A 24,906-nucleotide genomic window follows, 5' to 3' on the forward strand; every position below is an offset into this window, starting at 1 on the left:
CCCGCCTGCCGACGAAGCTGTTTGTCTACCATCCGTCGAATTGGAACGACGCTGGGTGAGTGGGGCGGTTGGAGAAAAGAAAAGCGCCGCTCACAGCCCAATTTCCCAGGGAGTAAAAAATTTTAGTAGTAATTCCGAGTAATCTGATGTAAAATGACAGAAATAAATTTTTCGGAAAATGCTGAGAGTGCAAAGAAGTCTAGAAAGGGTTGGGCATCATGATTACTTTATCCAATATTCAAGTTACCTTCGAAACGGGATCGCAGTCAGTAACCGCCGTTCGGGATGTCAGCTTACACGTTGATGCGGGAGATGTGTATGGCATTGTCGGCTATAGCGGGGCTGGGAAGAGTACGCTGGTCCGTGTGATTAATCTGCTGCAGCGGCCTACGGCAGGAACCGTTGAGGTGAATGGCCGCGATCTGCTGGCCCTGCAGCCCAAGGAATTGCGCTCGGCAAGGAAGAAAATCGGGATGATCTTTCAGCATTTTAATCTGATGAACTCCAGAACGATCTATGACAATGTGGACTATCCATTGAAAAGCTCCAAGCTATCCAAGACCGAGAGAGATCGGAAGGTTAAGCAATTGCTGGAATTGGTAGGCTTATCGGATAAGCTGAATGCCTATCCCTCCCAATTGTCAGGGGGGCAGAAGCAACGGGTAGCTATAGCAAGGGCGTTGGCTAATGATCCGGAGATCTTGCTATGCGATGAAGCGACCAGCGCTCTGGATCCAAAGACGACGCTATCTATTCTCGAGCTGCTGAAGAAATTGAATCAGACGCTGGGTCTGACGATCGTCATTATTACGCACGAAATGCAGGTCGTGAAGGAGATCTGCAACAAGGTGGCCGTGATGGAGGCCGGAAGAATTGTGGAACAAGGCGATATCGTCTCGATCTTCAGCCGCCCGCAAAATACGCTGACTCGCGATTTCATCAATACAGCTACCCATATCGATCAGACGCTGGAGAAGCTTACGCTCCATCCGTCTCTCGTTCATCTGAAGGATAACGATATGCTGTGCAAGATTTCCTACATCGGCGATAGCACAAGCGAACCGGTTATTTCCGAGCTTACCGCCCGGTATCGAGTGAAGACGAATATTCTGTTCGCAAATGTAGAGATTTTACAGCAGACGCCGATCGGCAATCTGATTGTGGTTCTGTCAGGCTCCCCTGGCGATCTGGAGGAAGCTCTACTCTATTTGCAGGCAGCCCAGGTCGATGTTGAAACTATCGATTCCCGACTTCTTGAGGACAGAAAGGTAGGTGAGCCTGTATGAGTGAGTTTTTTACAAAGTATTTCCCTAACATCTGGAATTTAAGAGAGGATATCCTGATAAGTACTTATGAGACGATTTACATGGTGGTCGTTACCTCGTCATTTTCCGTGTTATTCGGGATACTGCTCGGCGTTGTCCTCGTCGCTACAGACCGGGGAGGGATTCTGGAGAACAAGCTGGTGTACAGTGTTCTGGAGAAAATTATTAACCTGTTCAGATCCATTCCGTTCATCATTCTTATCGCGGTTGTCGTGCCGCTGACCCGTCTTATTACGGGGACATCGATCGGCATGAATGCCGCAATCGTACCCTTGGTCATCGGTATCGTGCCTTTCTATGCAAGGCAAATCCAGAATGCGCTGGTCGAGGTCGATCCCGGAATCGTGGAAGCAGCACAATCCATGGGATCGGGGCCGATTGAGATTATTTTTCGCGTATATTTGAAGGAAGGTCTGACCGGAATTATCCGCGCTTCCTCGGTGACGATTATCAACCTGATCGGACTTACGACGATGGCTGGAGCGATTGGCTCGGGCGGCTTGGGCAGCCTGGCGATCAATAAGGGGTACAATCGGTTCCAGTCCGATATTACGCTCGTAGCTACAATTTTGATCTTGATTCTAGTATTCGTCTGCCAATTCATCGGCGATTATTTTACCAAAAAGTCAACGCATTAACACGAGAGCTTAACAGCGGTTTATACAGTATGCCGCTTCTAGCGGAGTACTGAATGAAATATATAACACTACAAAAAAAGGACTGAAGAACAATGGCAAAAGTAGAAAGTTTTCAATTGGACCACACTATCGTAAAGGCGCCTTATGTCAGGGCAGCAGGGCTTGAGCATGATGAGAAGGGCAGCACGGTACAAAAATACGATTTGCGCTTCCTGCAGCCGAATAAAGACGCGATTCCTACTGCGGCGCTTCATACGCTTGAGCATCTGCTCGCTACGTATATGAGAGACGAGGTTCAAGGGATTATCGATATTTCTCCAATGGGATGCAGAACGGGTTATTATCTGATTCTCTGGAATGAGCATGATCCGGAAGAGATCGCCTCCGCACTGGAAAGAACGCTGAAGCGTGTACTGGAAACGACAGAGGTTCCGGCTGTATCCGCACTGGAATGCGGCAATTACAAGGATCACTCCCTCTTCTCCGCACAGGAGTATGCAAAGATTGTATTGGATGCCGGAATTAGTAGAGACCCGTTTGAGAGAGTACTGTAAAGCCTATGATTACGCTGGATTTATCGTATCAGACGGCGGTTGTAACCGGCGGAAAATCGGGAATCGGGCGTGGCATCGTGCAAATTTTGCTGCAAAGCGGCGCCAGAGTCATATCCGCCGATCTTGCTTATGACGAGGAATATAAGGGAGTAGATGGACAGTTGTTTGAGTCCCGCCTGGATCTGTCCAAATCAGAGGATATAGAACGCTGGTCCCGGCTTGTTCTGGAACAGGCCGGTGTTCCGGATATTGTCGTAAACTGTGCAGGCACTTCCACCATGGATTATGTAATTGACAGCAAACTGGAGGATTGGGAAAAGGTATTCTCGATTAACTCCACGGGGTTATACCTGGTATACAAAATATTTGCAAAGGCGATGGTCGATGCTGAAAAGCCGGGAAGGATCATCCAGATCGCCTCGCAGGCCGGTAAGAACGGTTATCGGGCGATGGGCGGATATTGTGCATCCAAGCACGCGGTTCTGGGCTTGACGAAGGTCATGGCAATTGAACTGGCGCGAAATAACATCCTGGTAAATGCGGTATGTCCTGGGATTGTGGAGACCCCGATGAAACATCGGGAGCGGATCGAGGGCGGAATCATCCGCGGGATGACCGCCGAGGAGATCTATGCAGAGGACTGCTCTCAGGTTCCACTGGGGAGAACCGCCGAGGTTCAGGATGTTGCCAATGTTGTATTGTTCCTGGCAAGTCCCTTGTCTTCCTATATGACAGGACAAGCGATCAACGTAACCGGCGGCATGACTATGCACTAGAAATAAACTATGCACTAGAAATAGATAATGCACTAGGATAGATCAACTCGGGATGACTTCATCCACGCCAATGAAGGGTTCAACTTATGAAGATATAAAGGGGGAGAGATCAAATGAGTAAAAGAAAGCTGTGGGGTGGCCTCGCGCTCGGATTGGTATTGATGCTGGTGGTTGCAGGCTGCGGAAGCAAGTCGTCCGGCGACGGGGAGAAGATCGTGGTAGGCTCGATGGGCTCTGACGCTCAGATTTGGAAGCATATTGCTGAATCCCAGGCGGCCAAGGACGCCAAGCTGAATATTGTTGTTAAGGAAATCAATGGCGGCGTTGAGATGAATAACGCGACCAAAGAGGGCGAAGTCGATGTGAATGCTTTTCAATCGTGGGCTTACCTCGTCAGCTACAATAAAGACAGCAATGCCAACCTGGTAGCGGTAGCGACTACTTATCTTGAACCAATGGGCATCTACTCACAGAAGATTAAGGATATTCAGGAAGTTCCGGACGGTGCTCTTGTAGCCCTGGCGGACAACCCGGCCAATACGGCCAGAGGTTTAAGCCTGCTGCAGGCTGCCGGATTGATCAAGCTGAAGGATGGTTTTGATCTGGGGACGGGAACGGCAAGCGATATTGTCGACAACCCTAAAAACCTGAATTTCAAGCTGATCGATGATACAACAGGCCCGCGTGTCATTCAAGACGTGGATCTGGTGTTGATCAGCAATACGGTCGCTCTGGAAGGCGGCTTGAATGTGCTGAAGGACTCTTTGTTCCATGAGGAAATCTCCGTAGACACGAAGAACAGTATCAATATACTGGCGACTACCGCGGAGAAACAGAATGATCCTGGTATTTTGAAGTTAGGCGAATTGTATCACAACGAGGATACGCAGAAATATATTGAGCAGGAGTTCGGCGGCACGAAGGTGCCTGTAGATAAGCCGATCTCATATCTGCAAGAATAGAGAGGGCCCTATGCGGATTGCTATCATAACAGCGATGGAGGAGGAAATGGCTCCTTTTCGCAATCAGGCACAAATTACGGCCAGGACCCAAGTAGGCAAGGTGATTATTGAGGAAGCGGTGTACCGTGGTCAGTCTCTGATCCTCGTGGAGAGCGGCATCGGCAAGGTGAACGCTGCCGTCGCAACCACGCTGCTGATCGAACGCTATCAGCCGGATCTGATTCTCAATTCCGGCTCGGCGGGCGCGTTTGGCGCAAAGCTGAACGTCGGCGATGTCGTCGTCGCTACACAATACATGTATGGCGATGTCGATGCTACCTGCTTCGGCTACGAGCCGGGGCAGGTTCCACAAATGCCAGCGAAATACGACCTTGACGCAGCCTGGCTGGATCACGCGAAGGAAGTGGCGGCAGCGGCTGAGCTTCCGTATTCCCTGGACTTCGGATTAGTATTGACGCTGGATTCATTCATGAGCGAGCCTGAGCGGGTGGAAGGCATCAAATCAACCTTTCCAGCCGTCAAGGTATCGGATATGGAAGGCTTAGGCATTGTACAGGCTGCCGCGCAGTATGGAATCCCGGTATTAGCCGTGAAGGCCGTATCGGATATCGCCGGGCATGGTGATGTAACGGCCAACAGCTTCGATGATCATCTCGATGATGTGGCCACACATGCCGCGCACTTTACCGATCTGCTGGTTCAGCAGCTTCAGTCGGTCTATGTCGGGAGCTGAGCGAGCTTCTGCAACGGTAAGCCCTAGGTGAGGGCATTAGAGTAGCCCCTGTGTCACAACTGATGTTAAGCGATAAAGCCTGCAGATCTGCAGGCTTTATCTTGAATCCTCTTATTTGCCTTCCTCTAAGGCTAGCTTCAGCAGATGGTCGGGTATCTTGAACTTCTCGTTATTAATTAACAGCTCATTAATAAAGTTCGTCTCAGAATGGTGAGCCAGCTTGATCTGATTCACTTCGCGATGAAGCTGCTCCATCTTCTGATCGAGCTCATAGGCAGTATCGGCCGCCAACTTCAAATCCTTCAGCAGCTCATCGGGCACGGACTCGTTGCATTTATAGAAGATTTTATGCTCCAGACTGGCCCAGAAATCCATGGCAATCGTACGGATCTGAATTTCCACACAGACCGGCTCTACCCGGTCGGACATGAATACGGGAACCTCGACGAGCAGATGCAGACTTTTATACCCATTGGGCTTCGGATTCTTAATATAATCTTTGACCGCGACCGTCGTCAGATCCTTCTGGCTTTGCAGCATATCGCTGATCCGGTAAATGTCCGAGATGAAAGAGCAAGTGATCCGAATCCCAGCTATATCTTTAATCGTGTCCTTAATATTCTCCAGCGAGTTGATGCCGCCTTTGCGGTACAGCTTCTTCATAATACTCTCTGGGGTCTTCAATCTGGACTTGGTATGTTCAATGGGATTGTAATCATGCAGCAATTGGAATTCTTCCTGAAGAATATCGATCTTCGTCTCTACTTCCTGCAGCGCAAATTTATACATCATTAGGAATCTTGTTAGCTTTTTTTGCATAGCCTTCATCTGATCAATTGGATTATCTATCATGACTGGTCTTCCTTTTCATTGTAATGTTAATAAATGCATAGCTCTATTATAGCCTAGTCTAAAACCTGATTTCCAGAAAGCCGGAAGTATGCCGGAACTTTAGCGCAGGAATCATAGCAGATGTGGTGGAATATAACTAGGGTGTATGATAGATAGACTAGCCTTTATTCTAAAAATGAGAGAGGGAAGATGCAGAAGATGAAATTCAGTGAATATACCTATGAACGTCCGGATGTTAAGGAATTCGAAATGAAATTCAAGGAGCATTTGAATTCCTTCATTTCTGCGCACAGTTATGAAGAGCAGGATCAAGCGATGTCCGAGATCAATAAGCTGCGCAGCGAGTATGATTCAATGCAGCAGATCTCAATTATTCGCCATTCGATCGACACGAATGATGAGTTCTATAAGGCAGAAAATGATTATTATGACGAGGTTGACCCGATCGTTCAGGAATTTATTAATGATTATTACCGTGCGCTGGTAGGCTCGAGGTTCAGAGCGCAGCTGGAGCAGAAATGGGGACGGCAATTATTTCAGTTAGCTGAATTGTCGCTCAAGTCGTTCAGCCCTGAGATTATCGAGGATTTGCAGCTGGAGAACAAGCTGCAGACAGAATATACTCAACTGATCGCTTCGGCGAAGATTCCGTTCGAGGGAGAGGAGCGTACGCTCGCACAGTTGGTACCTTTCATGCAGTCTACCCATCGTGATCTCCGCAAAAGAGCTGAAGAAGCGCGGAGCAGCTTCTTGGCGGAGCATGAGCAGGAGCTAGACCGTATATACGATGATATGGTGAAGGTTCGGACGAAAATGGCGAAGAAGCTGGGCTATGACAATTTTGTCGAGCTTGCTTATGCACGGATGAGCCGGACTGACTATAATGCCGAAATGGTAGCTAAATTCCGCGACCAAGTGCATAAATATATCGTGCCTGTAACCACGAAGCTGAAGGAGCGCCAGCGTGAGCGCATCGGAGTCGAGTCATTGCTCTACTATGATGAGAATATCAGCTTCAAATCCGGGAATGCGACGCCGAAGGGAGATCCGGACTGGATTGTAAATAACGGCAAGACGATGTACGCTGAGCTATCGCCGGAGACCGATGAGTTCTTTAAGTTTATGCAGGACAGTGAACTGATGGATCTCGTCAGCAAAAAGGGGAAACAGAGCGGAGGCTACTGTACTTATATCAGCGAATATGGTGCGCCGTTTATTTTCTCGAATTTCAATGGGACTTCGGGCGATATCGACGTGCTGACTCATGAAGCTGGCCATGCCTTCCAGGTATATGAGAGCAGACGCTTCCAGGTGCCAGAGTATAGCTTCCCAACGTATGAAGCCTGTGAAATCCACTCGATGAGTATGGAATTCTTCACCTGGCCATGGATGAATCTCTTCTTCAAGGAGGATGCGGACAAATACCGCTTCGATCATCTGGCAAGCGCCTTGATCTTCATTCCTTATGGCGTATCGGTCGATGAATTCCAGCATTTCGTGTATGAGAATCCGGATGCAACGCCAGCGGAGCGCAAACAGGCCTGGCGCGACATTGAGCGCAAATATTTGCCGCATCGGAATTATGCCGATAATGATTACCTGGAGCGCGGCGGTTTCTGGCAGAAGCAAGGCCATATTTACACCACGCCATTCTATTATATTGATTATACGCTGGCGCAAATCTGTGCTTTTCAGTTCTGGAAGAAGATGCATGAGAACCGCGAGGCGGCCTGGGCGGATTACCTGCACCTTTGCCGTCAAGGCGGCAGCTTGTCCTTCACTGAATTGGTGAAGGTGGCGGGGCTGATCTCGCCGTTCGAGGAGGGCTGTGTCACCTCGGTCATCGGCAGTATTGAGGCCTGGCTGGATGAAATGGATGATAAGGCATTGTAGAGACATCTGGTAATGGTAATAGGGTATATACGCATTAAAAGTCGCCAATTTGGCGACTTTTTTTAAATAATGTACTGTATTGCAGGTGCATAAGGTGAGCAAGACAGTATCTGAATATGGAATAATATACAAGGAGCTCATAAGGTTATTTTGCTAATATAACTGTAACAGTCCAACTAAACATCATAATATTGGGGAGAGATAAGAATGAAGAGAGTCATCCTATTAGGACTTATTTTACTGCTTTTTACTGGAGGGACGGTTGCCAGTGCGGCACCAAGTACATATCGTGTCTTAGTCAACGGATATATTGTCACAGATAATACACTGACGCAGTCAGGAACTACTTTAGTTCCATTCAAAATCATATTTAAAGAATTAGGATATGAGGTAACTTATAAAGCAGCGGCCAAGACCGTTCAAGCTGATAAAGAGGGAACTTCAATTACATTAACAGTTGGTAGTACTAAGGCACTTGTCAATGGAAAAGAAACTAAGCTGCCGGTCGCTCCAAAATCTGTCAATGGGGTTACTTATGTACCGCTTCGTTTTGTCGCGAATGTATCCGGTGCGAAGGTGGCATATGATAATGGGCGTAATGCGATTCAAATCGGTGATCAAATTGCCTGGACACAACTAGATAAGCCATCCTTCCAAAATGCTAAATGGGGAATGACTATAGATCAGGTGAAAAAATCGGAAACCACCCCCCTATTGGAAGAGGGTACCAAAAGACCATACCTTCACTATCAGAAGACGAAGTTTGCCGGTTTTGACGCCAACGCTATTTATTTATTTTCGAGTCAACGGACGCTAGACCAAGGGGGATTTTTCATACAAAGCTCCAGTGGGAATAACTACGTACAGGATTATAGGACCTTAACCGCATACTTGACTAAGCAATACGGAGAGCCAACCTTTGAAACTTTGGAAATTTATAAGGAAATGAACGTTGACTATACGGATGAAGAATGGAATCAGTTAGCCTATAGTGATGATGAGTTTGCTTTTGTTGCTAAATGGAGAACAGTCGATTCCGAGGTTATGCTCATAGTTAAGCCGAATTTGCAAGAAATCAGCGATATCCAAATTTCCTACGAGAGCTGGTGGGAATTATAGGACAGTAAATAGATACCTACATTCATCACCTCACCGGACTTATGTGGACTTCAGAGGCGGCCTGGGGGATTACAGCGCGTACCGATGCAGGTACGCGCTGGTTGTATTTTATTTTCTTTAGAAAAAAGTCTCCCAGAACGTGGCCACCGTCAAGCCGATCAGAAGCGCAACCATCAACCACCCCCAAATTCTGCCGAACAGCTTGGTTCGATACTGTCCCATCAATTGCTTATCGCTAGTCATCAGCACCATAAATATGAGCAGGGGAAGCATCAATATTCCGCCTATGACTTGTGTGACAATGGAGATGAGGTTCAGCGGCAAATTCGGAATCAGGATCGCTGCTGCCGCAAAGACCAGGCTACCGATATATACGGCATAGAACTTGGGCGCTTCGGTTATTTTGTCGTTCAAGCTTTTGGACCAGCCGAACAGCTCTGCGATACTCCAGGAGGAAGAGAGGGAGACGGTGATGGAAGCGAGAAATCCCGCATTGAACAGGCCGAGTCCGAACAGAATCGCAGGCCATCTTCCGACCACATTATCAATCGCGCTGATCATCTCCGCCGGACCGGCTTCGCTAATATTCTGTACATGGCCGAATAAGGCTGCCCCGCAAATGATAATGCCAGCCGCGATAATGACCTGGATCATCGAGCCGATCGCTGTATCCAACCGGCTGAATCGCAGATCCTTGGCAGTGACGCCTTTATCGATCGTTCCGCTGCCTTGGAAGAAGATCATCCAGGGAGCGATCGCGTTGCCGATCGTAGCGATAATGAACCACACGAGTCCATCCTTTAAGTATTCAGGTACGTTCCAGGTGGCGAAAGCGCGTCCGATATCGGCCATACTGGGATGGGTCATGGCGGCGACGATGAGGAAGACCACATTGAGAGCGCCGATGAACAGGGCCATCCGTTCCTTGGTCCAATAGCCGGTGAACAGGACGAAGGCGATAATGAGCAGCAGACAGACCAGAGAGCTTAGCCATAACGGGAAACCTAACAGCACTAATCCGGCCGTCATGCCGATAAATTCGGTGATCAGCGTCAGCAGATTTTCAAATGCCAAGGTAGAAATATGATAGTAACCCCAGAAGCGCCCATACCGTTTCAGCGCCAGCCTTGAGAAGCCTTCCTGGGTAACCGCCCCCAGCCGCATGCTCATCTCTTGAATCGTGTAGGCCAGCGGCGCCAAGCAAATCACGAGCGGTACGAATAGGCCTATACCGAATTGCGCTCCCGTCACCGCATAGGCGATTACACCTCCCGCGTCATTATTGGCAATCGCCGCCAGCAATCCAGGACCTAGCAACGCCCATAGAATCCACAGAAAGCGACGCGGCCCCTTTTTAGGGCGATCCACCATCTCTTTGAACTTGGAACGACTCTCTTCCGCTTGAACTTGACTCATGTACGTTCTCACTCCCTCTTGGATGTTAATCATGTTGCAGTCTATTCAGGAGTGTTGAGAAAAGTGCAACGAATTTTGAGCTTATTGCAATAAAGGTTTGCTTCTTAGGCAATGATGTCAATTGTTCCAGACGGACTTAAGCCCATAAGATCCACAATGAGCAACCATTGCTTAGCCTATGGGCTTTCTAATGAACTATCTTAAGTTATGGATTTATGAAGCGGAATCGTCGGTCCGGGACAGACGCTCCATCACAAGCTGGACGGCAATCGCATCATCGACGTAACCGATCGGGAATAAATAATCGGGGATGATATCGACCGCAGAGATGAAATACAGTAATCCGCTGCCGAGTACAGCCTGCTCTTCAGGAGATACGTCCTCGTGGCAATATTGCTCGAACATCCGATTCAACTTCTCAATGAAGGGGCCGGCGCCATTCACCTGCTCTACCTTGGAATGAAAGTCATTGTGTATCATCTGCTTGCCTTCGGTAGTCCGGGCATATTGCTCGTACTTCTCTAATTCCTGCTGCACACGTTCCGTGGTGTACTGCGAGTCGAAGTTGGATGAGGAGGCCAGGATGTCTTGAATCGTATTAATGGAGTAGTGCAGATCGGTGAGCCGTTCTTTTTCCAGCTCATTGCCCTCCAGCAGGGCCGCTTCAACGAGCATGCCCATCGGGACATGCAGATGCTCCGCGAATAGCTTCAGGTGGCTTGGCTTGGCAGATTGCTTGCCATTTACGATCCGAGATATCGTCGCTGTATCGATTCCCGTCAGCACACTCAGCTTCCGCATGGACAGCGAGTTCTTCTGTAGCAACGATTTAAGTACGACACCAAAATTGGATTCCATTGGCGAACCTTCCTCCTCTCTGACCATCATCCCTCTGCTTAGATCAATATATGTTGAAGGAACGGCCTTGTTCATATTTTGTTTCCCTGAAGGGAGTGAATTGTTGATCATTTCTCAACATTTTGCCCTATTGAGATGCACCGATCTCAACACGGCTCATATCCTGTTACTACGACGATAATAACGAGGTGTATGCGAGATGTATCATTGTATTATTTGCTTGCGATCGAGGCTGGAGCTGGCTCCAGAGGATTGGATATTCGGAAAAGAACTCTGCATCAGGCAAAGGTCAGGAACTGAACTGCAGTTGGGAGTCTGTGGTCACTGTAAGCATGAATGCGAGGAGTTAGAGCTGAGTGGCAGGATGAAGAGAAGGAATCCATCGGCGCCCCCCATCGCCCAGTTCCAACTAACGATCGATCATTGGCTGTCTGTATATAATTATATGGCTAAGTTTCAGCAATAGAATGGCAACCAATTAAGTATCACGCCCTCCCCTATGCCACTCGGCACCTGGAAAGCCTGCCCTACTAAGCTGTAACGAAACGATTTCGTAGCAATAACGATATGGAGTTTCGTTAGAGCTCCGGGCCAGATTGTCCATACGATATAGTTAACAGACTCGCGGCAAAAGCCCTGATATCCTTGTGGGATAAGGGATGCAACCACTGGTTGACACTTTGTCAGCTTAACTTGGTAGTCATCCGTAGGGTGATTTTATATGCTGGTCTTGAGGTGATGGATCATGAATTTAGCAGAGAAGCTGCAAAGTTACAGGAAACAAAAGGGGATGTCTCAGGAAAAATTGGCGGAGGTCATCGGGGTATCCAGGCAAGCGGTGTCCAAGTGGGAATCGGGGCAATCCTATCCTGAAATGGATAAAATGATTGCGCTAAGCGATCTGTTCCAGGTCAGCATAGACCATCTAGTGAAGGATCTGTCCGCGGATAGAGGCGCTCTGGCACTCGATCCTGCCCCTGGCAATCAAGCAACTCCTGAAGAATCGTCCCCTTCAAGTACGATCTATGTAAGAAGCTATTTGTACCACTATGAATACAAGAGCAAGGCGACACTGTTCGGGTTACCGTTAGTTCATATTAATTATGGCCGGGGAAAAGTATACGTCGCCAAAGGGATCATCGCGGTGGGCAATATTTCGATCGGCCTCTTGTCGCTGGGAATTTTCGCGCTCGGCGGTATTAGTATCGGGGTGTTGTCGGCGGGTCTCATTTCGTTGGCGGCATTTTCTCTTGGCTTACTGTTGGCTGTCGGTGGTGTGGCGGCAGGAACCTTTGCAATGGGCGGCGTGGCGCTCGGCATCTTTGCCTTTGGCGGCCTGGCCATGGGCATGTTCTCCGTCGGCGGCGCGGCGATCGCTTCCCGGATTGCTATCGGCGGATATGCGAATGCACATATTGCTATAGGGAACGTTGCAAGGGGAGCCTACACCATACTTGTGGAAGATAGTCAATTCAGCGTTATCTATGCCGATCAGGTCAGAGCGCTGATTCATCAGGAATATCCGGGATTATGGAGGCCGATCGTGGAGTGGCTGGTTTGTCTGTTTGCTTAGAGCCTGAATGGAAGCCGGGGATGGCGGAAGAGGCCGCCAATTTCATGCAGGAATTACAAGCTCATCTTAAAATAAAGGATATATGAATTTTGGGATGAAGTAATTATACTTAAGCTTATAGTAATGTAAGGGAAGGATTGAATAACAGATGGCTACGATTAAGGATGTGGCAAAATTAGCGGGGGTTGCATTGTCGACCGCTTCTTATGCATTAAGCGGCAATAATAAAGTCAGCGCCAAGACCCGGGAGAAGGTGCTGGAGGCGGCTCGGCAGCTGAATTATCACAAGAATGGTTTTGCCATGGATTTAAAACGTAGCCGCACGAATACAATCGCCCTGATTCTTGCGGACCTGTCGGGGCCCTTCTACTCGGAGCTGATTCGCGGTGTTCAGGAGGTAGCCTTGTCCAATGGCTATGATCTGATCGCTTGCAGTTCGATCGGTGGGGGGGACTCGACCGCGGTCCGGTTTTTACGTGAGAAGAGGGTAGATGGAGCTGTCGTGCTGGCTTATAACATGTCCGATGAAGTAATGCAGGCCTCGGCGGGGGCTGGCTTCCCGATCATCGCCATGGATCGGATCATTTCGGGTGAAGGCCTGATCAGCATTATTGTGGATGGGGAGTCCGGGGGATACGAAGCAACCCGCTACTTAATGGATAAGGGGCACCGCAAAATCGCTTATATAAGCGGGCCATCTAATTCCTTCGCCAACTCGCTCCGCTATCAAGGATTCCAGCGGGCGATGCAGGAGGGCGGGCTGGAAGAGCAAGCGAAATGGCGGATTAGCGGAGGATTCGTCCGCGATGGCGGATATAAGGCAACGAAGATGATGATGATGCAGGGGGAACTCCCTACGGCTGTATTCTATGGAAATGATGAAATGGCGATCGGTGGACTCAAGGCTTTGGAAGAGGGCGGAATCAGGGTACCGGAGGATATATCCATTATCGGGTTTGACGATATCCAATTGACAGAATTCATTCAGCCGCCGCTGACTACAATACGTCAGCCGATGTATGAATCCGGTTCACTCGCGGGCCATCTGCTGTTTCAGATGCTGAACGGCGAGGAAGTTGACATGTTCTATAAACTGAATGTCAAATTGATCGAGTGCCAATCGGTGAAGGATAGAAGCAAGGTTCAGTCTGAATAGCAGGGGGGCGGCGGTATTCTGGCCGTAGCGCTTAAACATTTTGGGTGAATTAAATATTTTACTCGAAACGTTTCGATTTTCGTGGTAATTTATTAATACATAATCTATTTATATGAATTGATAAATGATTCAAAACGATTCGTTATATCGAGTGGAGGAATTCATCCGTGACAAGTCAACGTATTATGAATTTATTGAAGGAAATGACGCTGGAAGAGAAGGCAGCCCAACTAATGCAGCTAGTAGCTGCTTTCTACGATGACGGTGATGAAGGTCAGATTACGGGACCGATGGAAGCGATGGGGATTAGCGAGGCCGAGGTGAATCGAGCAGGCTCTGTGCTGGGTGTCTCTGAAGCGGAGAAGATCATTAAGATCCAGCAGGCTCATCTAGCCAAGGATAGATTGGGGATACCGCTCTTGTTCATGGCGGATATTGTCCATGGCTTCAAGACGATCTTCCCTATTCCGCTGGCGATGGGCTGCTCCTGGGATACGGAGCTGGCGGAGAGCAGCGCCGCGGTAGCTGCCAAGGAGGCGGCGGTATCAGGGCTGCATGTCACCTTTGCCCCGATGGCAGATCTGGTCCGTGACCCAAGATGGGGCCGGGTGATGGAATCGACCGGCGAAGACCCTTATCTGAACGCTCTCTTCGCAAGAGCGATGGTTAGAGGCTTTCAGGGTAGCGACTTAACCCGTGATACAAGCCATGTGGCCGCCTGTGTGAAGCATTTCGCTGCTTACGGGCTTGCTGAGGGCGGAAGGGATTATAACACGGTCGATTTGTCAGAACGCAGCTTGCGCGAGTATTACTTGCCGGCCTATAAGGCGGCGCTAGATGAGGGCTGCGAGATGGTGATGACCTCGTTCAACACGGTCGATAGCATTCCGGCCAGCGGAAATCGCAAATTGATGCGCGATCTGCTGCGCGGGGAATGGGGCTTTGACGGCGTGCTCATCTCGGATTGGGCGGCGATCCGGGAGATGATCGCTCACGGTGCAGCTGAGGATGATCGCGAAGCGGCGCTCAAGGCGATTACGGCAGGAGTCGATATTGAAATGATGACGCCGACCTATGTCCATCATTTACCGCAATTAGTCGCTGAAGGCTTGGTGGATGAGGCGCTGGTCGATGAAGCGGTGATTCGCATCCTGGAGCTGAAGGAGAAGCTCGGCTTGTTCGACAATCCGCTGCGCGGTGCCGATCCTGAGGCGGAGCGTGAAGTAATCTACTGCGATGCCCATCGCCAGGTCGCGCAGGAGCTGGCCACGAAGTCCTGTGTTCTGCTCAAGAACGAAGGGGTGCTTCCGCTGCATCGGGAACAGAAGGTAGCGGTGGTCGGGCCGTTCGCACAGAACGGTGACATCCTCGGCTCCTGGTCCTGGGCAGGGTCGCGGGAGACTGCGTTACAGCTCGGCGCTTCGATGGTGAAGCTGGCTGGCGACAACGTCGTGCTGGCTGAAGGCAATGGCATCATGTCGATGAGCAAGGAGCAATTGCAGCAGGCGGATGCCGCGGTGCAAGAAGCCGATGTGATCGTGCTCGCCCTGGGCGAAGCCTCTGAGATGAGCGGTGAAGCGAGCAGCCGCAGCAACATCCAGCTGCCTGGGGCCCAGCTTCAGTTAATTCAAGCGATGAAGCGACATGGGAAGCCGCTGGCTGTCGTTCTGTTCAACGGGCGCCCGCTCGATTTACATGGAGTGATCGATCAAGTCGATGCTGTGCTCGAAGCCTGGTTCCCGGGCAGTGAAGGCGGAGCGGCGATCGCCGATTTATTATACGGAGTCGCTAATCCGTCCGGGAAGCTGACGATGTCATTCCCTTACGCGGTGGGACAAATTCCGGTCTATTATAATCACTATAATACGGGTCGTCCGAAACCAGCGGAGGATACAGAAGAGAAGTATGTGTCGCAGTATCTGGATATCCCTAATGCGCCGTTGCTGCCTTTTGGCTATGGATTAAGTTATACGACCTTTGATTATAGTGCGCTTGAATTATCGTCTGAGGTAATGACACCGGAGCAATCACTTAAAGTGACTGTAGAGGTGCGTAATACAGGTGAGTTAAGGGGTGTAGAGACCGTTCAGCTCTATGTTCGCGATATCGCCGGCGAAGTCGTCCGGCCCATGAAGGAGCTCAAGGACTTCCACAAGGTAGACTTGGCCCCGGGAGAGACCGCGAAGGTAGTGTTTGAGCTTGGCGAAGATAAGCTTCGCTATTATCATAGTGACCTATCATTTGCCAGCGACGCTGGCAGCTTCGAGGTATTCGTCGGACCGAACAGTCGCGATACACTGCAAGCGAGGTTCCGTCTTATTAAATAAGTATGACCATACAGCCACTGATGCGCAGTCTCTTGCGCTAGGTGGCTGTAATTCATTTCATGGTTCGAAAGCCCTGATTTTAATATAATCTATCCATGAGGAAGGAAGTGGCTCGGGAGGGAGAGACGAAACTTGAATGAGCAACAGAAGTACCGGATTATATTGCAGGGAATGACCAGCAACAATGTCGCGAAGACCTGCCAGGAATTCGGCATTTCCCGTACCCTGTATTATCGCTGGTACAATGCTTATATTCAGCAGGGAATGGCCGGGTTAAGCGAGAAGGAGCGCAGACCAGTAATGCCGAATCAGGTGGACCGACGCACGGAACGGCTGATTCTACAGTATGTGGCGCGTTTTCCGGAGGATGGGCCGAGACGAATTTACTATGAACTGCAGGAGGAGGGAATACGTGCAGGAGAATCCGGGATATACAATGTGCTGCGCAGGCATGGGCTGAACCGCCGGGAGGAACGGGAGAAGTATGCAGCGGAGATAAGAAGCCGGAAGGGTAGACGAGCAATGAAGACGGAGGCAGGCCGAGCTGTACCGATGAGTGGCAGCGATTATACGGGAGCTGGAGTCGGGGGTGCCGGGACAAGGGGGAAGGAAAGGAACAAGCCGCCTCAGCTCGACTATCGGATGGAGCATCCAGAACATGCGTATCCCGGCTATATATGTCTGCAGACCATTCAATATTTAGGCAAGTTCCCGGAGGTCGGCAGGGTATATCAATATATCATTCTCGATGCTTACTCCAGACTGGCTCTGGTCAAGCTGTACAATCAGAAGTCGTCGATTCACCTGATCGATTTCATGCGTTTCAAGATTATGCCTTTGCTCAGAACCTTCCATCTCAAGATCGATCATCTGGTCGCCAATCGAAGCCAGGAGTTCTCGACCGTCTGGGAGAGGGGAACCCATACATACACAGATTTTTTACATAAAAATAACATCCATTTCATTCCCTTTAGCGCCGGACATGAAATATTCCAACCCTTGCATGAATTCGCCGCAGTATTGATGAACCGTTTCTATCAGCCACTCTGGCAGGAGGGACAGACCGATTCTTTTGCCGTACTTGAGCAGCGTCTCGACCAGTTTATGAAGCATTATAATTACATCCGCCCCCTGGAGGAAGGAAGCAGTAAAGGGCAGATTCCTTCGGATATGGTGCTGAATTACAGAGGAATACAGGAACCATTGCCACTATGGCTGTACACGAGGAGATGATGGAGCATGGGGATGGCTGGAAAAGAGGAGCATATCGGGATCGTAGGTGCGGGGATTTCTGGTCTGGCACTAGCCTATGAATTAGAGTCAAGGGGCTATCGCTATGTAACTGTAATGGAGCAGTCCGATCGGGTCGGGGGCAAATGCTGCTCGATAGAGTATAAGGGGAGAACCTATGAAATGGGGGCGCTGATCGGCCTTCCCTCCTATCAGATGACGATGGAGTATATGGAGCAATTCGATCTGCTGGAGAAGGGACCGCTGCTGGACAGGGGCTTCTTCGATCCGGATGGCAGTAAAATATCGCAAATCCCGCTCGAGCAAATGCCTGATTTTGCCGATGAATTCAAGCGTCTGCCCTCGCTTATGAGCAAATACGAGGCTATCAGACAGCCGGGGTTCAGACAGGTTCCGCCAGAGCTGTATAAGCCTTTCTCCGCTTGGTGTGATGAGAATGGATTGACCGTGTTAAGACAGGTGTTTATGCATTATTTTTGCGCGTTCGGGTTCGGCAATATGGATGATGTTCCTGCGGCTTATGTGATGAAGCTGCTCAACTACGATAATCTGGTGTCATTCATTGAGATCACACATATGATTTCATGGCCCGGAGGCGTTGTTGAACTATCCAAAAGGATGGCAGACTGTGCTTCCGATCTGAGATTGACCTGCGAGGTACAGCGTATTGGGAAGAAGGAGGGGACGGGCCAGCTTAAAGTTGTGACGAATCAGGGGACGCTATATTTTGATAGATTGATCTATACAGCGCCGTTGCAGGAATTAGTACATAAGATGGAGCTGGATGCGGAGGAGTGCAGGCTGCTAGAGAACATAGTATATGAGCGCTTTCGTGTCTATGCTTACCGGGTCGATAACATGCCCAAGCTGTCGGGCTATATTCCTGGCAATATGGGGCAGGGGCATAGAAGGCATATAAGGCCGTTGCCGAGCAGAACTAGGCTAGGGATTGGAGAACAGTGATATAGGCTGTAAAAATGTAAGGGGCTGTCTCAAAAGTCGAGCTTCCGACTTGCAAGACGCCCCTTTTGCGCGCCCTAAAACGTGAACATCCCCTTGTAACGGACAATGATGTCCATTACAAGGGGATTTGTCGCGAGTGGCTTCATCCCCCAAAAGGCTTCATATCCAGCGTATCGACTTTCTCGTTCTTGATGTCCACGCCCATCTGCTTCATAATATCGCGGTAGTGGCCGGCGCGGCGCTGTACTGGGCTGCCCTCGGTTTCCCCGAGATTAGCTTCCAAGCCGTTGAGCACCATGATCGTGATGCCGAAGCCCGGGCTATCCAGACCTAATTTCTTGTCCTCTGGACTAGGCTTCCATCTGCCGACCATGACGTCATGGGCGGAAGGCTTCGGCGCTTGAGGTGTCATCCAGAACAGGATGGCGGTCATGTAGCCAACTTTGCCGTCCTGCGCCACGATCTCGGGATGGTCGAGCAGGACGCTCTTGTCTCCGTAGATAATGGAGCTGAACAGGCCATAGTTGAAGTTCCAGCTCAGCATAATTGGCCCACGGCCGTAATAACGCTTGCCCTCTGTTCCCGGGAACAACTTGGCGCTGGCCGGATCGACGAAGGCGTCCATATTGGCGCCGGTCCTGCCAGCGATATTCTCATTCCAGAACAGCCCCCATTTGAGAGGTCCGCCGGGAGCGGTCGCCCATCCGCCGCCAGTCTCATGTGACAGGTTGGCGAGGAATGCAGCCAGCTCACGCTTGCGGTCTTTCTTGAAGCCTTCCTTCAGGAAGGTTCCGCAATCCACAATCACTGTGTCTATAGGCTTAAGCTTATTCGCGGCCGAATTGAAGTCATCCGAGCGAAGCACCAATGTCTCGACCTTGGCCTCTTTATCCAGTCGATGAATCTCTTGCGCAGATGTGCCTGCGCGGGTACTTATTTTGATCTTAACATTGGAGACTTCTGCCACAGCATTTAGAAGATTGTCATAGGAGAAATAATCGGTTTGATCCGCTTTATAGTATTCTTTGCCTTCCGCGACCTTGAACCATTCCTTGGAGCCCAGTCGGTAGGGAAATAATTGTTCAAAATCTTCTTTGGAGAGAAGTGCCTTGACCGCTACAATCGCTTGATCCGGTAAGTAGTCGGGATCGATGTCATCCCATTCCCGGGCCATATCGATCCGGCTTAGCAGCCGGTTCTCGCCGACCGCCAGGGAGCTGCCTGAATATTGAACCGGCGTGACAATCGGTGAGTTCGCAGAGGCACTGGCCGCTGCTCCGGAGGTATGTAGAGCTGAATTCGAGCCGTATGCCGCAAGAGGGGCGATCAGGAGCGAAGTACCTAGAGCGAGGGTCAGGACGGGACGTAACACCTTCTTCATCAGAGGATACTTACGATTGGACATGCACATTCTCCTTTATGGATTATTTTTGGATAACGCTTACATGGTAGCAACGAGGGAGGTTGTTTGTATATAGGCGCTCTTGCCCACGAAGGTATACGGATACGGCATTCGGTATATATCAGACAGATGTACGGATAATCATGGAGATGACTATCAGCAGGGAGGCTGTTGTAGAAAGGGAGCGGTCCTCTTGTCGAAAAGCTGCTGTTTCGTTCCCTAGACTTATGTCTGTAAGATTAGCTGGACTCGGGCGTGATAGGAAATTAGAATCCGGGATAAAATCTTACAAAGAGGGGGTAATATCTTCTAATCGTAGGGCTGCTGGACGAGCGATATTGGCAGATATCCTATTTCACGAATAATTGTTAGAATATATAGAGAGAAATTATCTAATAAAAGTAGGTTGTTCAAATGGATCAGGATAAGCAAAGATTAAGTATTGAAGCCGCCAGATTATACTATCTTTCGGATTACAGCCAAATGGATATTGCCTCCAAGCTGGGCGTGTCCCGCCCGACCGTCTCCCGCTTGCTGCAATATGCGAAGGAACAGGGCTATGTGCGTATCGATATCTCTGATCCTCTGGAGGATCTGAATGAGCTCGTCTCCCGGCTCAAGCGTAAATATGAGCTGGAGACGGCGCTGGTGTGCTATTCCCCAGTTAACGAATATAAGGAAATCCAGAAGAACATCAGCAAGGCGGCGGCGGATTATCTGCATGAGATTGTCCAGGATGCGGATATTATCGGGGTGACCTGGGGCAGGACGATGCATGCCGTTGCGCTTTCGCTCCAGCAGAAGCAGGTCCGGGGCGTCGAGGTGGTGCAGCTCAAGGGAGGCTTAAGCCACTCGCATGTGAATACTTATGCCGCCGAAACAGTGAACCTGTTCGCATCGGCTTACCATACGATTGCCCGCTATTTGCCGCTGCCCGTCATCTTCGATAGTGTCGCCTTGAAAGAGATGGTGGAGAAGGATCGGCATATTCACCGCATTATCGAGCTTGGCCGCCAGGCGAACATCGCGATATTCACGGTGGGTACGGTCAATGATGATGCGCTCTTATTCCAGCTGGGTTATTTCAATGATGCAGAGAAGCAGCTCTTGCAGGATAAGGGCATCGGCGATATATGCTCCCGCTTCTTCGATGCGGAGGGCAAGCTATGCAGTGAAGAGATTAATAATCGCACGGTAGGGATCGATCTGCCGGATTTGCGCCATAAAGAGAAGTCGATTCTCGTCGCGGGCGGGCAGCGTAAGATCGAAGCGATCCGCGGGGCACTCGTGGGCAAATACGCCAATATTCTTGTGACAGATCAATTTACCGCGCAGGCTCTATTGTAGGCTGAACATAATTTCATGACGTCACTTACATTTGTTCAGATCGCATGTTATGATACTCTTGAAATCAATAAATGGAATCAAATTAATTAATTTGAAGGGGTGTACCAGCATGAACATAGCTCGTATGATCGACCATACCTTGTTGCGTGCAGATGCGACGCAAGCGGAAATTTCCAAGTTGATTGATGAAGCGAAGCAGTATCAATTTGCCTCAGTCTGTGTCAATCCGACATGGGTCGCTTATTCTGCCGAACAGCTCGCTGGCACGGAGGTTAAAGTGTGCACAGTCATCGGTTTCCCGCTTGGCGCCACTATTTCCGAGGTCAAAGCGTTTGAAGCGAAGAAGGCGATCGAGCAGGGAGCACAGGAAGTAGATATGGTCATCAATATCGGCCAATTGAAAGCTGGCAACGATTCATTCGTTCAACAAGATATTGAAGCGGTAGTGAAGGCGGCTGCAGGTCAGGCGCTGGTGAAGGTGATCATCGAGACTTGTCTGCTTACAGATGATGAGAAGGTTCGTGCCTGCGAATTGGCCGTCAAGGCAGGAGCAGATTTCGTGAAAACCTCGACTGGCTTCTCCACAGGCGGCGCGACGGCGGAAGATGTTGCGTTGATGCGTAGAACAGTTGGGCAGCAGGTCGGTGTGAAGGCCTCCGGCGGTGTTCGTAGTCTGGAAGACGTGAACCGAATGATCGAAGCGGGAGCGAGCAGAATCGGCGCCAGCTCTGGCGTAAGCATCATGAAGGGCCTTACGTCATCATCTTCTTATTAAATCGCATATATGCAGGCTGTTGAAGAAGACGGTTCAGTCTGCTGTAGCTCTAACGAAACTCCATATCGTTATTTTCGCAAAATCAGCACTCCCTCAAATCTAACGAAACACCCTATCGTTATTCGGGCAGAAACACGTCATTTAGCCCCTGATTTACTCTAATAGCGATACTACGTTTCGTTAGATTTTGAAATCGCTGCTTTTGGTGCAAATAGCGATGCCTTGTTTCGTTATAATTTAGTCTGGGCAGTGTACATTGTACAATTGCTCGAAAGGAAGGATCGGCCTATGAAGGATAAATTGATTCAAGAGGCCCTGGAAGCGCGGAAGCAGGCCTATACGCCATACTCTCATTTTAAAGTGGGAGCTGCGGTGTTGGCGGACGGGGTTATTTTCCGGGGATGTAATGTGGAGAATGCATCTTATGGCTTGACGAATTGTGCTGAACGAACGGCGGTGTTCAAGGCTGTTTCCGAGGGAAAAAGAAAGATTGAAGCGATCGCGGTCGTCGGGGATACAGAAGGGCCCATCACCCCATGCGGTGCCTGTCGCCAAGTGCTCGCTGAATTCTGCGATAGTGATACCAAGGTCTATTTGACGAATCTAAGCGGGCAGACAGAGGAATGGACGATGTCCCGTCTGCTGCCTGGGGCGTTCTCTGCTGCGGATATGGATAAGGAGAAGGGGTAAGCAGCTTCTCTGTTTGATTTGTAAGCGGTAACAAGAATTCGCGGCTTTCTCTTCCATCGGCCTCAATATGGCCGGAGCCGTGAGAGGCTAAATGAGCAACAAAGTGATGTCGTGGCACGCTTTGGCTTACGTTTGCTGTATGACACTACTAGGGTAAGTGTTTTTTCTACAGATAGGATTTGTCTATTTGCAGAAATTGGTTTACCTTAATTTTATGAGGATGCTCCAGCGACTGCATAGAGTGTGTAGCGTTGTGGATTCCTATAGGTATGAATTAATCCAGGGAAGGGGAGCACAACAATGAAATCATTCAAGAGAATTCACCTGATCGTGATGGACTCCGTAGGGATAGGAGAAGCGCCGGATGCGGCGCAGTTCGATGATGTAGGCTCGGATACGCTAGGTCATATCGCAGAGCAATGCGGGGGCCTGAATATGCCGAATATGTCGAAGCTGGGACTGTCCAATATCCGTCCGATCCCCGGGGTAGCTGTCGCCGACAAGCCCCAAGCGTATTATTGCAAAATGCAGGAGACCTCCCGCGGCAAAGATACGATGACAGGTCACTGGGAGATTATGGGCCTCTATATCGATACCCCGTTCCGTGTATTTCCAGACGGATTTCCGGATGAGCTGATCCAGCGGATCGAAGCGAAGACCGGGCGCAAAGTAATCGGCAATAAGCCAGCCAGTGGTACAGAAATTATTAAAGAGCTCGGTGAGGAGCATGTGAAGACCGGGGCGTTAATTGTATATACATCCGCCGATTCTGTGCTGCAAATTGCCGCCCATGAAGAGGTCGTTCCGCTTGAGGAACTGTATGAAATTTGCGAGTTTTGCCGGGAGATTACGAGAGATGATCCCTATATGCTGGGACGAATTATCGCCCGTCCGTTTGTAGGTGAACCTGGCAACTTCACGCGCACAGCGAACCGTCATGATTATGCCCTTAAGCCATTCGGGCGTACGACGATGAATGAATTGAAGGATCAAGGTTTCGAGGTCATCTCTCTCGGTAAGATCTCCGATATTTATGATGGCGAAGGCATTACGAAGGCGATCAGAACCAAGTCCAATATGGACGGTATGGACAAATTTATCGCCACTCTAGATGAATCATTCACAGGCCTTAGCTTCATTAACCTGGTGGACTTCGATGCTCTGTTCGGGCATCGCCGCGATCCGAAGGGATATGGGCAAGCGCTGGAGGAATTCGATGCGCGACTGCCAGAGGTATTCGCCAAGCTGGGCGAGGATGATCTGCTGCTGATTACGGCGGATCATGGCAATGATCCGACTTATAAAGGAACGGACCATACCCGGGAATATGTGCCGCTGTTGGCCTACTCTCCACGGTTTACAGCGGGGGGAAGCGAGCTGCCGTTACGCGGTACATTTGCGGATATCGCCGCTACGGTAGCAGATAATTTCGGCGTGACTCCTCCTGAATATGGGGAGAGCTTCCTGGCTGATTTGAAATAATTAATCATTGGAGGAATAGGAAATGAGCGTACACATTGGGGCGAAGCAAGGCGAAATTGCAGAGACGATATTACTGCCGGGGGATCCGTTGAGAGCGAAGTTTATCGCTGAGACTTATTTTGAGGATATTACTTGCTATAACGAAGTGCGGGGAATGCTTGGGTTTACCGGAACCTACAAGGGCAAGCGCATCTCGGTACAGGGTACAGGCATGGGGATTCCGACAACGAGTATTTATGTGAATGAACTGATTAATGAATATGGTGTCAAAAATTTATTCCGGGTAGGTACCTGCGGCGCGATGCAGGAGCATGTCCATGTGCGTGATGTCGTGCTCGCTCAGGCTTCCTGCACGGATTCCAGCATGAATCGTCATGTGTTCGGCGGGTATGATTTCTCGCCGATTGCCAGCTTCTCGCTGCTGAAGGCCGCTTATGAGAACGGCGCTGCCAAAGGGCTGACACAGCATGTCGGCAACATCTTCAGCTCGGATATGTTCTATCGCGATGATAAGTCAATTGTGCAGAAGCTGATGGATTATGGTGTGCTTGCGGTAGAAATGGAGACAACTGCTCTGTATTCTCTAGCCGCCAAATTCGGCGTGAATGCCTTGACGATTCTGACGGTCAGCGACCATCTGTTGACTGGAGAAGAGACGACGGCGCAAGAGCGCCAGACGACCTTCCACGATATGATGGAGGTTGCGCTGGAGACGGCTATTTCTCTGTAAAATACCGTCTTAACAACATCTCACCCGGATGCCTCATCCTGGACAATCATTAGTTCAACTTAATTTAGAGTAGAACTTGGGATA

Annotated in this window: 22 protein-coding genes; 18 read left to right on the forward strand and 4 right to left on the reverse strand. The window is 49.8% G+C overall.

Annotated features, from left to right (window positions below; all coding sequences use genetic code 11):
• The first annotated feature begins 218 nt into the window (after positions 1-218).
• The 6 genes from BFJ94_RS23875 to BFJ94_RS23900 all read left to right on the forward strand — a co-directional run bounded on the left by BFJ94_RS23875 (position 219) and on the right by BFJ94_RS23900 (position 4,988).
• On the forward strand, positions 219-1,286 hold the full coding sequence (locus BFJ94_RS23875; protein ID WP_068782659.1) for a methionine ABC transporter ATP-binding protein: 1,068 nt from the start codon (positions 219-221) through the stop codon (positions 1,284-1,286).
• Positions 1,283-1,963: a methionine ABC transporter permease gene (locus BFJ94_RS23880; RefSeq protein WP_068782658.1), complete on the forward strand. Its 681-nt coding sequence runs from the start codon at positions 1,283-1,285 to the stop codon at positions 1,961-1,963. The genes BFJ94_RS23875 and BFJ94_RS23880 overlap by 4 nt, the downstream gene beginning before the upstream one ends.
• Before the next feature lie 92 nt (positions 1,964-2,055).
• A complete protein-coding gene (locus BFJ94_RS23885) occupies positions 2,056-2,517 on the forward strand; it encodes an S-ribosylhomocysteine lyase (protein WP_068782657.1) in 462 nt (153 codons plus the stop codon).
• 5 nt (positions 2,518-2,522) lie between these two features.
• On the forward strand, positions 2,523-3,293 hold the full coding sequence (locus BFJ94_RS23890) for an SDR family NAD(P)-dependent oxidoreductase (RefSeq protein ID WP_120464848.1): 771 nt from the start codon (positions 2,523-2,525) through the stop codon (positions 3,291-3,293).
• A 113-nt stretch (positions 3,294-3,406) separates the two neighbouring features.
• Positions 3,407-4,255, forward strand: a complete 849-nt coding sequence (locus BFJ94_RS23895) for a MetQ/NlpA family ABC transporter substrate-binding protein (RefSeq protein ID WP_068782655.1) — start codon at positions 3,407-3,409, stop codon at positions 4,253-4,255.
• A gap of 10 nt (positions 4,256-4,265) precedes the next feature.
• Entirely contained in the window at positions 4,266-4,988 is a 723-nt protein-coding gene (locus BFJ94_RS23900; protein WP_120464849.1) for a 5'-methylthioadenosine/adenosylhomocysteine nucleosidase, read from the forward strand.
• Between the two features lie 111 nt (positions 4,989-5,099).
• Here BFJ94_RS23900 and BFJ94_RS23905 read toward each other — a convergent pair whose 3' ends face one another.
• The gene (locus tag BFJ94_RS23905) at positions 5,100-5,840 is read right to left on the reverse strand and encodes a GTP pyrophosphokinase (protein WP_120464850.1); all 741 of its coding nucleotides are present in this window, start codon (positions 5,838-5,840) and stop codon (positions 5,100-5,102) included.
• A gap of 198 nt (positions 5,841-6,038) precedes the next feature.
• On the opposite strand from BFJ94_RS23905, the gene BFJ94_RS23910 reads away from it, so the two are divergent.
• Positions 6,039-7,733, forward strand: coding sequence for a M3 family oligoendopeptidase (locus BFJ94_RS23910; RefSeq protein ID WP_120465389.1), 1,695 nt, complete (start codon positions 6,039-6,041; stop codon positions 7,731-7,733).
• 207 nt (positions 7,734-7,940) lie between these two features.
• A complete protein-coding gene (locus tag BFJ94_RS23915) occupies positions 7,941-8,852 on the forward strand; it encodes a copper amine oxidase N-terminal domain-containing protein (protein ID WP_120464851.1) in 912 nt (303 codons plus the stop codon).
• Positions 8,853-8,969: 117 nt separating this feature from the next.
• On the opposite strand, the gene BFJ94_RS23920 is transcribed toward BFJ94_RS23915, so the two are convergent.
• Together BFJ94_RS23920 and BFJ94_RS23925 are read right to left on the reverse strand one after the other, a co-directional pair.
• Positions 8,970-10,268: an NRAMP family divalent metal transporter gene (locus tag BFJ94_RS23920; RefSeq protein WP_120464852.1), complete on the reverse strand. Its 1,299-nt coding sequence runs from the start codon at positions 10,266-10,268 to the stop codon at positions 8,970-8,972.
• Between the two features lie 213 nt (positions 10,269-10,481).
• The gene (locus BFJ94_RS23925; RefSeq protein WP_120464853.1) at positions 10,482-11,126 is read right to left on the reverse strand and encodes a DUF1232 domain-containing protein; all 645 of its coding nucleotides are present in this window, start codon (positions 11,124-11,126) and stop codon (positions 10,482-10,484) included.
• A gap of 745 nt (positions 11,127-11,871) precedes the next feature.
• On the opposite strand from BFJ94_RS23925, the gene BFJ94_RS23935 reads away from it, so the two are divergent.
• The 5 genes from BFJ94_RS23935 (at position 11,872) to BFJ94_RS23955 (ending at position 18,396) form a co-directional block, all read left to right on the forward strand.
• Complete coding sequence (locus tag BFJ94_RS23935; protein ID WP_120464855.1) at positions 11,872-12,699, forward strand: helix-turn-helix domain-containing protein; 828 nt, start codon at positions 11,872-11,874, stop codon at positions 12,697-12,699.
• A gap of 148 nt (positions 12,700-12,847) precedes the next feature.
• Complete coding sequence (locus BFJ94_RS23940) at positions 12,848-13,855, forward strand: LacI family DNA-binding transcriptional regulator (protein WP_120464856.1); 1,008 nt, start codon at positions 12,848-12,850, stop codon at positions 13,853-13,855.
• A 185-nt stretch (positions 13,856-14,040) separates the two neighbouring features.
• Positions 14,041-16,182, forward strand: a complete 2,142-nt coding sequence (locus BFJ94_RS23945; protein ID WP_188831401.1) for a glycoside hydrolase family 3 N-terminal domain-containing protein — start codon at positions 14,041-14,043, stop codon at positions 16,180-16,182.
• 132 nt (positions 16,183-16,314) lie between these two features.
• Positions 16,315-17,415 carry a helix-turn-helix domain-containing protein gene (locus BFJ94_RS23950; RefSeq protein WP_120464858.1) on the forward strand — a complete coding sequence of 367 codons (1,101 nt, stop codon included), beginning with the start codon at positions 16,315-16,317 and terminating at the stop codon, positions 17,413-17,415.
• A 6-nt stretch (positions 17,416-17,421) separates the two neighbouring features.
• Complete coding sequence (locus tag BFJ94_RS23955) at positions 17,422-18,396, forward strand: FAD-dependent oxidoreductase (protein ID WP_120464859.1); 975 nt, start codon at positions 17,422-17,424, stop codon at positions 18,394-18,396.
• 142 nt (positions 18,397-18,538) lie between these two features.
• Here the strand turns inward: BFJ94_RS23955 and BFJ94_RS23960 are convergent, their stop codons facing one another.
• On the reverse strand, positions 18,539-19,801 hold the full coding sequence (locus BFJ94_RS23960) for a chitinase (RefSeq protein WP_120464860.1): 1,263 nt from the start codon (positions 19,799-19,801) through the stop codon (positions 18,539-18,541).
• Between the two features lie 411 nt (positions 19,802-20,212).
• On the opposite strand from BFJ94_RS23960, the gene deoR reads away from it, so the two are divergent.
• From deoR to deoD, 5 genes are all read left to right on the forward strand, one after another.
• Positions 20,213-21,145, forward strand: a complete 933-nt coding sequence (gene deoR, locus BFJ94_RS23965; protein ID WP_120464861.1) for a DNA-binding transcriptional repressor DeoR — start codon at positions 20,213-20,215, stop codon at positions 21,143-21,145.
• Positions 21,146-21,254: 109 nt separating this feature from the next.
• Entirely contained in the window at positions 21,255-21,920 is a 666-nt protein-coding gene (gene deoC, locus BFJ94_RS23970; protein WP_120464862.1) for a deoxyribose-phosphate aldolase, read from the forward strand.
• 288 nt (positions 21,921-22,208) lie between these two features.
• The gene (locus BFJ94_RS23975) at positions 22,209-22,610 is read left to right on the forward strand and encodes a cytidine deaminase (protein WP_120464863.1); all 402 of its coding nucleotides are present in this window, start codon (positions 22,209-22,211) and stop codon (positions 22,608-22,610) included.
• Positions 22,611-22,910: 300 nt separating this feature from the next.
• Positions 22,911-24,092, forward strand: coding sequence for a phosphopentomutase (gene deoB, locus BFJ94_RS23980; protein ID WP_120464864.1), 1,182 nt, complete (start codon positions 22,911-22,913; stop codon positions 24,090-24,092).
• A gap of 22 nt (positions 24,093-24,114) precedes the next feature.
• Entirely contained in the window at positions 24,115-24,822 is a 708-nt protein-coding gene (gene deoD / locus BFJ94_RS23985; RefSeq protein WP_120464865.1) for a purine-nucleoside phosphorylase, read from the forward strand.
• Positions 24,823-24,906 lie beyond the last annotated feature (84 nt).

Origin of the sequence: Paenibacillus aceti, from assembly GCF_003614185.1 — a bacterium.
Classification (GTDB): domain Bacteria; phylum Bacillota; class Bacilli; order Paenibacillales; family Paenibacillaceae; genus Fontibacillus; species Fontibacillus aceti.

Bases quoted from the DNA above. Each gene is read 5' to 3' on its own strand.
- deoB (WP_120464864.1), top strand. From the start codon at position 22,911: ATGAAATCATTCAAGAGAATTCACCTGATCGTGATGGACTCCGTAGGG.
- deoC (WP_120464862.1), top strand. From the start codon at position 21,255: ATGAACATAGCTCGTATGATCGACCATACCTTGTTGCGTGCAGATGCG.
- BFJ94_RS23955 (WP_120464859.1), top strand. From the start codon at position 17,422: ATGGGGATGGCTGGAAAAGAGGAGCATATCGGGATCGTAGGTGCGGGG.
- BFJ94_RS23910 (WP_120465389.1), top strand. From the start codon at position 6,039: ATGAAATTCAGTGAATATACCTATGAACGTCCGGATGTTAAGGAATTC.
- BFJ94_RS23915 (WP_120464851.1), top strand. From the start codon at position 7,941: ATGAAGAGAGTCATCCTATTAGGACTTATTTTACTGCTTTTTACTGGA.
- BFJ94_RS23905 (WP_120464850.1), bottom strand. From the start codon at position 5,840: ATGATAGATAATCCAATTGATCAGATGAAGGCTATGCAAAAAAAGCTA.
- BFJ94_RS23975 (WP_120464863.1), top strand. From the start codon at position 22,209: ATGAAGGATAAATTGATTCAAGAGGCCCTGGAAGCGCGGAAGCAGGCC.
- deoR (WP_120464861.1), top strand. From the start codon at position 20,213: ATGGATCAGGATAAGCAAAGATTAAGTATTGAAGCCGCCAGATTATAC.
- BFJ94_RS23960 (WP_120464860.1), bottom strand. From the start codon at position 19,801: ATGTCCAATCGTAAGTATCCTCTGATGAAGAAGGTGTTACGTCCCGTC.
- deoD (WP_120464865.1), top strand. From the start codon at position 24,115: ATGAGCGTACACATTGGGGCGAAGCAAGGCGAAATTGCAGAGACGATA.
- BFJ94_RS23890 (WP_120464848.1), top strand. From the start codon at position 2,523: ATGATTACGCTGGATTTATCGTATCAGACGGCGGTTGTAACCGGCGGA.
- BFJ94_RS23920 (WP_120464852.1), bottom strand. From the start codon at position 10,268: ATGAGTCAAGTTCAAGCGGAAGAGAGTCGTTCCAAGTTCAAAGAGATG.
- BFJ94_RS23885 (WP_068782657.1), top strand. From the start codon at position 2,056: ATGGCAAAAGTAGAAAGTTTTCAATTGGACCACACTATCGTAAAGGCG.
- BFJ94_RS23900 (WP_120464849.1), top strand. From the start codon at position 4,266: ATGCGGATTGCTATCATAACAGCGATGGAGGAGGAAATGGCTCCTTTT.
- BFJ94_RS23945 (WP_188831401.1), top strand. From the start codon at position 14,041: ATGAATTTATTGAAGGAAATGACGCTGGAAGAGAAGGCAGCCCAACTA.
- BFJ94_RS23895 (WP_068782655.1), top strand. From the start codon at position 3,407: ATGAGTAAAAGAAAGCTGTGGGGTGGCCTCGCGCTCGGATTGGTATTG.
- BFJ94_RS23935 (WP_120464855.1), top strand. From the start codon at position 11,872: ATGAATTTAGCAGAGAAGCTGCAAAGTTACAGGAAACAAAAGGGGATG.
- BFJ94_RS23875 (WP_068782659.1), top strand. From the start codon at position 219: ATGATTACTTTATCCAATATTCAAGTTACCTTCGAAACGGGATCGCAG.
- BFJ94_RS23925 (WP_120464853.1), bottom strand. From the start codon at position 11,126: ATGGAATCCAATTTTGGTGTCGTACTTAAATCGTTGCTACAGAAGAAC.
- BFJ94_RS23940 (WP_120464856.1), top strand. From the start codon at position 12,848: ATGGCTACGATTAAGGATGTGGCAAAATTAGCGGGGGTTGCATTGTCG.
- BFJ94_RS23880 (WP_068782658.1), top strand. From the start codon at position 1,283: ATGAGTGAGTTTTTTACAAAGTATTTCCCTAACATCTGGAATTTAAGA.